Consider the following 6,771-nt stretch of genomic DNA (forward strand, 5'->3'; position numbering starts at 1 on the left):
ATGAGCACAATTGCCCTCTCCAAGAGCGGATCTTACGACCGGATCATGCGGCTGCTTGGCAGCTTGTGGTTCTTGTTGCTGGCTCTTTGCGTCGCCGTCAGGATTGGGGCGTCGCTGCACGATCCGTGGCCCTCGCTCTTGTCGAGCTTTTGCCTCGGCATCTTCTACATGCTCCTGGCGCTGTTGATCATGACGCGCTCACCGGCAAAGGCGCATGCCGATGGCCTGCTTCCAAGAATAGCTGCCTTCGTCGGCAGCTATCTGCCGTGGTCGATCAGCTTCCTCGGCAAAACCGACGACACGCTGCCCAACCTGGCATCGACGGCTTGCGTGCTGGTCGGCACGATCATGATGCTCGTCACCATCCGACATCTGGGTCGGTCGTTCAGCCTGGTGCCGCAGGCGCGCTCGGTGGTCCAGACCGGACCCTATCGATGGATCAAGCACCCGCTCTATGTCGCCGAAGAAATCGTGGTGCTGGGCGTCGTGCTGCAATACCTGACACCGGTCACGGTGATGGTCCTGGTTCTGCATATAGGCATTCAGGTCTGCCGAATCCTTTACGAAGAAGACCTGCTTCGGCGCAATTGCCCCGAGTATTCGAGTTACGAAGCATCACGTTGGCGAGTGATTCCTTACGTTTGGTGAGCGGCTATGCGTGGCCGGATTGTGGTGGACATGGTTCAGATCGCTGCGGCTCGGGTGACGCGATCGCACGTGGCAAGTCCCCGTGGAGGCAGGCGCGCGTATCGTAAAGGGTCCTTCGTCGCCGATCAGCGCGGCGCCGTCGCGTTTGAGACAGTCATCGTTTACATTTTCATGGTGTCGTTCCTGCTGATGCCGCTTGCCGACGTCGCTGCCGCGGGCTTCCGGTTTATCTCTGCGTGGTCGGCCTTGCGCTCATTCGGACAATACATTCAATACAAGAGTCCGCCCGACCCGGCGAACCCGGGGACCTGGGTGTCGACGCTGCAGACAACGGTCGCCGGGCATACCATCGGCAACATCCAGGTCATGTGCGGAAGCACAGCCTGCAACTCCGGCAACCTTGGTTTGACTCCCAAGTACTTTACGTTTTCGACGACCGTCACTTTGGCCCCGATTGTGTTGACGTCGGTGCTGTGCCCCAGCAGTTGCACGTACACGCTGCCTTACTCCGAACGTTTCCAGTAGGTGTTCTCATGCGCAGTCTGCTCCGTTCCAGACGAGGCTCGGCCGCATTCGCAACAGTCATCGTGCTGATTCCGCTCATCGGCGTGGTCGCACTCGGGGCCGAGGCGGGATCGTGGTACGTCACCAGGCAGCACGCGCAGAATGCCGCCGATGCAGCGGCCTACTCGGGCGCCCTGCGACTTGCATGCGACAATGCTGGTGTGCTCTGCGATACATCAGTGGATTATCAAGCAAAGGAATTCGCGGCACAGAACGGGTTCTGCAACTCCGGTGACACGGCCTATCCGGGCACCAACTGTGCGACAAGCCTTCCAGCAGGAATCTCGCGGGCCGTGCAGATCGATATCGGCAGCTACAGTGCGGGTGCGTTCACAACGCCGCCCGCAGGAGGCGGCGGTAACGCCGTTCGCGCCCTCGTCAGTCAGCAACAGCCGGCCTACTTGTCGGCAGTGCTGGGTTTGACGACCGTCAACATCCCCGCCCAAGCCATCGCTCTGGTCGAACTGCCGAGCAAGGTGTGCGCCTTGGCGCTCGGACCTGATCCGAACGGCGGCGGAGGGGCGCTTAAGATTGCCGGTAACGTCAGCAACAACGGCACGGGTTGCCCGATAATGTCGGATGCCAGTGTTCAGTTTGCCAGCACTGCCTCTTTCACCGGTTCGGGATGGGCCGTCTTGGGTGTAACCGGCTGTAGTCCAGCCAGCACCTGCGCCAATCCCGGCGTCACGTACAACTATTTCATGCCGTATGCCAACAATCCACTTAGCAAATTGGACAGCCAATCGTTCAATAGCTTGACCTCGAGCGGGAAGCCAAACGATTTGGCATGCAGTGGTACGTTGACGCCTAATACCCCGCCGAGCAGCACTAACCTGTACCGCAACCTAACGTGCACGACCGGGAACGCGGTAGATTTTAGTCCGGGCACGTACTTTTTCTACAATGGCACGATAAGATTCAATGGCGGAACCATCACTTGCAGTGCCTGCACACCCTGGCCACCGGCTGGCACAGGTTTAGGCGTCACTCTTGTATTACTCGGGGATTCCAGCATTTCCATCTCTGGCGGCGCTGTAGTTAATCTGTCCGCGCCTTACACCAACACTTTCTCTTCTGATCTGAACGGCGTTCTGATTGATGATCAAGCACCGAGCAAGAGCAGTAATCAGGTGACCATCAACGGTGGTTCGGTTAAGCTGGGTGGTGCGATGTATTTCCCGCACGTCGACGTGACCTGGAACGGAGCGACGCAAAGTACCAATACGACCTGTTCACAAGTGATCGCCAAAACTCTCACCATGGGCGGTGGCGGCTTCCTGAGCACGGATGGATGTAATCCGGTCACCGTCCCTTACACCCAAGTTGTCCGCTTGGTGCAGTGATGAGAAAGCTCGATCAGCGGGGCATCGCATCGTTCGAATTCATCCTCGCCTTTGTGTCCCTTTTCATGTTGATCTTCGCCATCTTCGATCTCGGACGCTATGCGATCACGATGCAGTCCTTGCGGACGCTCGCGAGCGCCGGGGCCCGAGCGGTCATGATCAGCTGCTACACGCCCGCCTTGCTTCAAAGCCCGCCTCAGTCGCCGTCAATCTGCGGGGGCGATCCCATGTCCACAACCGCAAAGCAGAATGCCGCGCCGTTCCTGTATCGCGGCGGTCTCACGCCGACGCTGAGCGTGGCATCCAGCGGCAGCAATTTGACCGTGACTGCTTCTCAAGCCGGCTTCACGATGCTGATGCCGATATGGGGCACAGCACTCAATGCGCCGAGCGCGTCAACGCAGATTCCCTTTTAGGCAAAATATGGCAACGTGCCTTACCCATCTTGGCCGACATCGCCTCGGGTCGGCGCTCGAGCTGGACAAACCCCTCGGAATCGAACTGCGCCAAAGCAATCTGAGCCTGGCCAAGTGCCGTTTGGAGACGACGAGCCGACGCCGTTCGATCGTGAGCCACGACGGAATCGCGCAAACGTGGTCGTGCTGCAGCAGTTCTGAACGGAGCTGCAGAGAGAAATGATGCGCGCCCGCAACATTGGAAAGTTTTCTTTGCCAGTTGAGGCTGTGCGGTAAGCGTCTCTTCTTGCACGCAGGCAGCATCAAGGACGATGATCTTGGAAACGCGAAGTAACGAATTGTAGTCGGACATCTTGTAAGCTCTGCGGCGTGGTGCGCAGAGGGGAACTATTGGGGATATCGAGCACGTAGATTTGCGGGGGAGCCGCGGATCGCAGTTGGGGGGACTCGAATGGGTGGCGGTCGCATTTCGGGTAAGATAAGGAGGCTTCTCGCCTTCAGCGTGATGGGTCTTGGCGCGGCGCTCGCCTCCTTTGCGTCCGCTGACCCCGCGACAGCGGCAGACCGGCGGGGCTCCTCCGGCGGCGGCGTCTTCGTCAGCGAAATGAACGACGTCCAGCGGGTCAAGGTGGTGGTCAACAAGTCACGCACCTTCAAGGTCGACACGGCTTTCGCAACTATCGTGGCCGGCTCGCCCGACATTGTGGACGTGAAGTCGCTCAGCGATCACCTGATCTACGTCCAGGGCAAGCAGACCGGCACCACCAACGTCATCCTGCTCGACTCCTCGATGAAGCAGATCGGCATCCTCGACGTCGAGGTCGTGATCGATACCGGCAATCTCCAGCAGAACATCCGCAGCAGCACTGGTGGGCATGGGATCCGCGTCTCGGCTTCCGAGGGCCAGGTGGTGCTCAGCGGAACGGCCGCCGATGCGGTTACGGCCGAGCGGGCCATGGCGATCGCCACCAGCACAGTCGCGAAGGGGGGCACCGTCGTCAACGCGATGAGTGTCGCGGCGCCGCAGCAGGTGATGCTGGAGGTGCGTTTTCTCGAGGCGGACCGCACCGCCGGTCGCGAGCTCGGCATGAACTTGTATGTCGCCAATGCCAACGGGACCAATGTCGGGAATACCGGGCTCGGTGGTGCAACAAGCGCGACGGGCCGACGCCCAATCGGTGGGATTAATACGGTCCAAAATCCCCTTGGCAATACCGGCGGGACTCCTGTTGGTGCTTCTCCGACGGGTAGCCTTCCGATACTCGGAACGGCAGGAACGCTCCTAAACACCGCCGCGAATGTTGTATCTCCTCAACCGTTCGGAAGTTTGTTGACCAGTGTCATCCGCACCAGCAACGGCGGCTCAGTGGACCTGTTGATCTCTGCATTGGAAACCAAAGGACTAGTTCGTCGGCTGGCGGAGCCCAATTTGATCGCCCTTTCAGGCGACGCAGCTCGATTCCTGGCGGGCGGTGAATTTCCGGTGCCGATTGCCTCAACGCCGGTTGCCGGCGCTTTGCCAACGGTTACCATCGAATTCAAGAAGTTCGGTGTTGAACTTGGCTTCGTTCCTACAGTTCTCTCGCGCGGCGTGATCAATCTGCGTGTTGAACCTTCCGTTAGCGAGCTCGATTTCACGAATGCCGTGCAGATTGCCGGCACAACCATTCCTGCGCTGAGCCGCCGCGACGCGCGAACCACGGTCGAGTTGCGCGACGGTCAGAGCTTTGCAATCGCCGGTCTGCTCCAAACCCGCAATCGCCAGGACGTCTCGCAATTGCCATGGATCGGCTCGGTACCGGTGATTGGCACCTTGTTCAGCAGCAAGTCGTACCAGCAGGAGGAAACCGATCTCGTCATCATCGTGACGCCACGCTTGGTGGCGCCGGCGGCGCCCGGTCAGCAAATGGCGTCGCCGCTCGACTCGCGCCTGCCGGCCAACGACGTCGATTTCTTCCTCAACGGCCAGACGGAAGTGCGCAAACGCTACAATGATTACGTCAATTCCGGAGGCGACGTTAAAGGACCTTATGGTCACATCATCGCTCCCGAGCTCACTGCGACCATTCCGGCACCGGCCGTTGCGAACCAGCCGGTCGTGAAAAGGCTCAACTGAGAAGGAAGCGGGAGATGACCATCAGGTATCTGGCTCTGTTCGCGCCGCTCCTGCTCGGGGGATGTTACGGGGTCGCCGGTCATGAGGAGGTGGACCGATACTTCCAGCGTTCCGACACCATCACGATGAGTGCCGGCAATGCCAAGGAGGTCAACGCCGTCACCCATACAATCCATCCATGGCCGCGCAACGTCGGTGATCGCAGGATCGTGCACGACGCCCGGCGCGTGGGCGCCGCCGTAACGCGCTATGGCAACACGAAACAGCCGGTGGATCAGTTACCCGACTTGGGCGATCCAACGAAACAAATGGGCGTGCGGACTGCCCCAACCCAGAACGTCAACATAGAAGGATTGGGGGCTGGATCGACTGCTGGAGTATCAGTGCCGGTCGGCGGAGCAGGCGTAGCCGGCAGGTAACGATTTTTAGTGCGTGGTTTTGGCGATGTTGTTTGCGAGCGGCGCAGTGAAGTTGCTGCGACGTGCGGGGGACCAAGGAGTTATGCGACGTATCATCTTCATGCTGACCTGTTGCTGGTTGGGGATCGGCCTTGCGGGGTGTGATCATACGCTGAGGCAGGCTGCCGTCGTCGCTCCCGTCGAGCCGCCTGGCGGGGACCCGGTGCAGGAGCCGACCGACGTCAAATATTATCCCTCGGACGAGCCGGTACGGGTGGGCTTGGAGCATTTCAATCGCGGCAACTACGGGTTAGCCAATCGCTATTTCAGGGATGCGGTCGAGAAATCGCCGAAGGACGTGACGGCCTGGGTTGGACTCGCGGCGAGCTATGATCGGATACGTCGCTTTGATCTCGCCGATCAGGCCTATGCCCAAGCGATCCGGCTGGGCGGCGAAACCGTGCAGGTCCTGAATGACCAGGGATATTCGTACATGCTGCGCGGCAATCTGAGTGCGGCGCGCCGAAAGTTCGAGAAGGCCTATTCGCTCGATCCAGGCAACCCGGTTATCGCCAATAACCTCGAGCTTCTCAATGGCAGCCGGCGGTTCATTGAAAGACCACCGAATAACCAGCCTTAAGAGGGCGATCGACTACTGCGATCGCGGCCAGTTCTCGTCAATTGGGCCCAATTACAGCATCAGCGTGACGGCTGCCGCTGCGGACGATGACAACAACGCCATTGCGAACGGTAAATCTCGCGCCGAGCAGCTTCCGCACCTTGTCCGTGATCGGAGAGGAAAAGGGAACGGTTTCTCCCACGACGGGATCGCCGACCTTTGTCGTCTCAGTCGCGGGGCCAGCAACTGGTGCAGGCTTGATATAGTCTCGGACAAGCTGAATCTCTTCACGTGACAGGATGAGCGGAGCCTGGTCGCGTTGGATCTCCGACGGCGGTTTGGGTATTCCACGGCTTGCCTTTTCGCGCATCTCGTTCGTGCTTGCGATCTGATCGAGCCTGGCTACGCGCAGCTTGAGTGCGATGATATCACGTTGCAGTGTTGCGATCTCCAATTTGCGCGCGTTGACCTGCATGAAGACAATGATCGCGCAAACGCAACTCACGACGAAGCCGACGCTCAGCAGTGCGATCAACCAGCGCTCGAAGTTTCCCGTCGACCCCCTGGTCGTTCGGGGGAGTTGATCGCGCTGGAGATGGCGCCGCCAGATGCGACGTGCTCGGTCGATCCAATTGGTAGAGCCCGTTACACCGGTCCCCGCCCGGCC

General features: G+C 59.7%; 9 protein-coding genes. 7 read left to right on the forward strand and 2 right to left on the reverse strand.

The window, feature by feature from the left end:
• The 4 genes from I6F09_RS30600 to I6F09_RS30615 are packed head-to-tail and all read left to right on the forward strand — an operon-like array spanning position 1 to position 2,971.
• Positions 1–648, forward strand: a complete 648-nt coding sequence (locus I6F09_RS30600) for a methyltransferase (RefSeq protein WP_057026672.1) — start codon at positions 1–3, stop codon at positions 646–648.
• Between the two features lie 30 nt (positions 649–678).
• Positions 679–1,173, forward strand: a complete 495-nt coding sequence (locus I6F09_RS30605; protein WP_225114733.1) for a hypothetical protein — start codon at positions 679–681, stop codon at positions 1,171–1,173.
• A gap of 8 nt (positions 1,174–1,181) precedes the next feature.
• The gene (locus I6F09_RS30610; RefSeq protein WP_225189734.1) at positions 1,182–2,555 is read left to right on the forward strand and encodes a pilus assembly protein TadG-related protein; all 1,374 of its coding nucleotides are present in this window, start codon (positions 1,182–1,184) and stop codon (positions 2,553–2,555) included.
• Positions 2,555–2,971: a TadE family protein gene (locus tag I6F09_RS30615; protein ID WP_225189735.1), complete on the forward strand. Its 417-nt coding sequence runs from the start codon at positions 2,555–2,557 to the stop codon at positions 2,969–2,971. The genes I6F09_RS30610 and I6F09_RS30615 overlap by 1 nt, the downstream gene beginning before the upstream one ends.
• Here I6F09_RS30615 and I6F09_RS30620 read toward each other — a convergent pair.
• Positions 2,934–3,323: a hypothetical protein gene (locus tag I6F09_RS30620; protein WP_225189736.1), complete on the reverse strand. Its 390-nt coding sequence runs from the start codon at positions 3,321–3,323 to the stop codon at positions 2,934–2,936. The two genes, I6F09_RS30615 and I6F09_RS30620, sit on opposite strands and share 38 nt — an antisense overlap.
• 99 nt (positions 3,324–3,422) lie before the next feature.
• Here I6F09_RS30620 and I6F09_RS30625 point away from each other — a divergent pair, with 99 nt between their 5' ends.
• The 3 genes from I6F09_RS30625 (at position 3,423) to I6F09_RS30635 (ending at position 6,125) form a co-directional block, all read left to right on the forward strand.
• A complete protein-coding gene (locus tag I6F09_RS30625; protein ID WP_225189737.1) occupies positions 3,423–5,087 on the forward strand; it encodes a type II and III secretion system protein family protein in 1,665 nt (554 codons plus the stop codon).
• A 14-nt stretch (positions 5,088–5,101) separates the two neighbouring features.
• Positions 5,102–5,506, forward strand: a complete 405-nt coding sequence (locus I6F09_RS30630; RefSeq protein WP_225189738.1) for a hypothetical protein — start codon at positions 5,102–5,104, stop codon at positions 5,504–5,506.
• Positions 5,507–5,588: 82 nt separating this feature from the next.
• Positions 5,589–6,125, forward strand: a complete 537-nt coding sequence (locus tag I6F09_RS30635) for a tetratricopeptide repeat protein (RefSeq protein ID WP_225189739.1) — start codon at positions 5,589–5,591, stop codon at positions 6,123–6,125.
• A 37-nt stretch (positions 6,126–6,162) separates the two neighbouring features.
• Here I6F09_RS30635 and I6F09_RS30640 read toward each other — a convergent pair.
• A partial coding sequence (locus tag I6F09_RS30640) for a hypothetical protein (protein WP_225189740.1) occupies positions 6,163–6,771 on the reverse strand: 609 nt, incomplete at its 5' end.

The sequence above is a fragment of the Bradyrhizobium sp. IC3195 genome (genome assembly GCF_020193585.1).
Lineage (GTDB): Bacteria > Pseudomonadota > Alphaproteobacteria > Rhizobiales > Xanthobacteraceae > Bradyrhizobium > Bradyrhizobium yuanmingense.

What these genes read in the sequence shown, in the direction of transcription:
- I6F09_RS30600 (WP_057026672.1), top strand. Translation starts at nt 1, where the DNA reads ATGAGCACAATTGCCCTCTCCAAGAGCGGATCTTACGACCGGATCATG.
- I6F09_RS30605 (WP_225114733.1), top strand. Translation starts at nt 679, where the DNA reads ATGGTTCAGATCGCTGCGGCTCGGGTGACGCGATCGCACGTGGCAAGT.
- I6F09_RS30610 (WP_225189734.1), top strand. Translation starts at nt 1,182, where the DNA reads ATGCGCAGTCTGCTCCGTTCCAGACGAGGCTCGGCCGCATTCGCAACA.
- I6F09_RS30615 (WP_225189735.1), top strand. Translation starts at nt 2,555, where the DNA reads ATGAGAAAGCTCGATCAGCGGGGCATCGCATCGTTCGAATTCATCCTC.
- I6F09_RS30620 (WP_225189736.1), bottom strand. Translation starts at nt 3,323, where the DNA reads ATGTCCGACTACAATTCGTTACTTCGCGTTTCCAAGATCATCGTCCTT.
- I6F09_RS30625 (WP_225189737.1), top strand. Translation starts at nt 3,423, where the DNA reads ATGGGTGGCGGTCGCATTTCGGGTAAGATAAGGAGGCTTCTCGCCTTC.
- I6F09_RS30630 (WP_225189738.1), top strand. Translation starts at nt 5,102, where the DNA reads ATGACCATCAGGTATCTGGCTCTGTTCGCGCCGCTCCTGCTCGGGGGA.
- I6F09_RS30635 (WP_225189739.1), top strand. Translation starts at nt 5,589, where the DNA reads ATGCGACGTATCATCTTCATGCTGACCTGTTGCTGGTTGGGGATCGGC.